We start from the raw sequence: 2,399 nt of genomic DNA, 5'->3' as shown, positions 1-2,399 counted from the left end.
GTGGTGACTGTCATCGGACCTTCCGGCAGCGGCAAGACCACGCTGCTGCGCTGCGTCAACTTCCTGGAGAGCTACGACAGCGGCTCCATCCGCATCGACGGCAAGGAGGTCGGCTTCCGCGACACGGGAACACGCCAGCGCCGCAGCGAGCGCGACCTGGCGAAGATGCGCGCCGAAACCGGAATGGTGTTCCAGAGTTTCAATCTGTTTCCGCATCTGACGGCGGCCGGCAACATCATGCTTGGCCTGCGCAAGGTGCGCGGCAAGAGCAGTACCGAAGCACGTGCCATTGCCGAGCACTGGCTTGGTCGGGTCGGACTTGCTCACAAGGCCGACAGCCTGCCGGCCGAGCTTTCCGGCGGCCAGCAGCAGCGCGTCGGCATCGCCCGGGCGGTGGCGATGGAGCCGAAAATCCTGCTTCTCGACGAGATAACATCCGCGCTCGACCCGGAACTCGTCGGCGAGGTGCTCGAGGTCGTGCGCAGCCTGGCCGAGGACGGCATGACAATGGTGATGGTCACGCACGAGATGGCCTTTGCGCGCGACGCCTCGAGCCGCATCGTCTTCATGGCGGATGGCGGCGTCAGCGCCGCAGGCCCGCCTGCCGAGATTCTGGGCACCGAGATCGATAATGAGCGTCTCCGCAGTTTCCTGGCGCGGTTTCGTGCCTCGCATTTCTGACATCGGACGGCGAAAGCTGTCGCAAGGAGCCTTTTTCATGACGCCTTACATCCGGCTCGCCGAATTGGGCCTGACGCTGCCCGAGCCGCCGGCGCCGATCGCCAACTTCGTCACCCACGCCGAAAGCGGACGGCTGATCTTCCTCTCCGGCCAGGGGCCGTTGCGCGCCGACGGCACGCTTTGCACCGGCAAGGTGGGCGAGGACGTCACTGTTGAAGAGGCCTATAAGCATGCCCGTCTTACCGGCCTGAACCTGCTCGCCGTCATGCACGCCGCGGCAGGGGACCTCGGCCGCATCGTGCGCGTCGTCAAGCTGCTTGGCTTCGTTAACGCGATCCCGACCTTCAGTGACCATCCGAAAGTGGTCAACGGCTGCTCCGATCTTTTCGCCGCTGTCTTTGATAATATCGGCGGGCACGCCCGCTCGGCGATCGGTGTCGGCTCATTGCCGGGCAACATCACTGTCGAAATCGAGGCGGTGGTCGAGATCGCCGCCTGATGTCTACCAAATGGGATCCGCAAAAATGAAAACCTATTCGGCAAACGGCTCCAACACGACAATTCGCGAACGGCTCGGCCTCCGCCCGATCATCAACGTTTCCGGCACGATGACAGCGCTCGGCGCCTCGATCATCGTCCCGGAAGCGATCGCCGCGATGTCGGAGATCGCGTCGCAGTGGGTGGAGATGGATGACCTGCAACGCGCCGCAAGCACGGTCGTCGCGCGCCTCACCGGAGGCGAGGCCGGCTTCATCACGGCCTGCTGCGCCAGCGGCATCACCATGGCCATTGCCGGTACAATGACCGGCACCAATCTTCTGGCGATCGAGCGGCTGCCGGACGACACGGAGGGCCTCAAGTCGGAGGTCATCGTCCAGCTCGGCCACATCGTCAACTACGGCGCGCCGATCGACCAGTCGATCCGGCTTGCCGGGGCCAGGGCCGTACCGGCCGGCACTGTCAGCGTGACGCAGGACTATCATGCGCGCGAGGCGATCCACGACCGTACCGCGGCAGGCCTCTACGTCGTTGCGCATCACACCGTGCAATACGGCATGCTTTCGCTCGAGGAATTCTGTGAAATCTGCCATGCCAGGGGCGTCCCGGTGATCGTTGACGCCGCCTCCGAATACGATTTGCGCAGCTTTCTCGCACGCGGTGCCGACATCGTCGTCTATAGCGGGCACAAATTCCTCAGCGGACCGACAAGCGGCATCGTCACCGGGCGTAAGGATCTGGTGCGGGCCGCCTATCTGCAGAATCGTGGCGTTGCTCGGGCGATGAAAATCGGCAAGGAAAGCATCGCCGGCACCATGGCCGCCCTGGAGGCCTGGGAGCGGCGCGACCATGCCGGTATCCGCAAGCGGGAAGAAGTGGCTTTGCATCTGTGGAGAGACGCATTGCAAGGGCTGCCCGGTATCGCCGCGCATGTCATTCCCGATCCGACCGGCAATCCGCTCGACCGCCTGCAGGTGTTTGTTACGCCCGAAAGCAGGTTCAGCGCCGCCGGCCTTGCCTCGGCGCTGGCGGCAGGTTCGCCTCCCATTATCGTCCGCAACCACGAGGTCGAGCGCGGTCACTTCTTCCTCGACCCTTGCAACCTTCATCCTGGCGAGGCGGAGATCGTCGCCGAGCGCCTGCGGGCAGTGTTGAGCGCAAGTGACCGTCCTGCGGATGCCATGAAGTCGGCTCGCAAGGATAGCGCCGGCGCCTTGCGC

Annotated in this window: 3 protein-coding genes; all 3 read left to right on the top strand. The window is 64.4% G+C overall.

The window, feature by feature from the left end:
- On the top strand, positions 1-681 hold a 681-nt coding region (locus EOA86_RS30805; RefSeq protein WP_164892144.1), incomplete at its 5' end, for an amino acid ABC transporter ATP-binding protein.
- Between the two features lie 37 nt (positions 682-718).
- A complete protein-coding gene (locus tag EOA86_RS30800) occupies positions 719-1,180 on the top strand; it encodes a RidA family protein (protein ID WP_128345061.1) in 462 nt (153 codons plus the stop codon).
- Between the two features lie 25 nt (positions 1,181-1,205).
- The coding region (locus EOA86_RS30795; RefSeq protein WP_128345060.1) for an aminotransferase class V-fold PLP-dependent enzyme at positions 1,206-2,399 on the top strand (1,194 nt) is incomplete at its 3' end.

This window comes from Mesorhizobium sp. M5C.F.Ca.IN.020.32.2.1, from assembly GCF_004023105.1.
GTDB lineage: Bacteria > Pseudomonadota > Alphaproteobacteria > Rhizobiales > Rhizobiaceae > Mesorhizobium > Mesorhizobium wenxiniae.
Note: the sequence above shows the minus strand (reverse complement) of the source record. Positions and strands in the feature narration are given on the sequence as shown.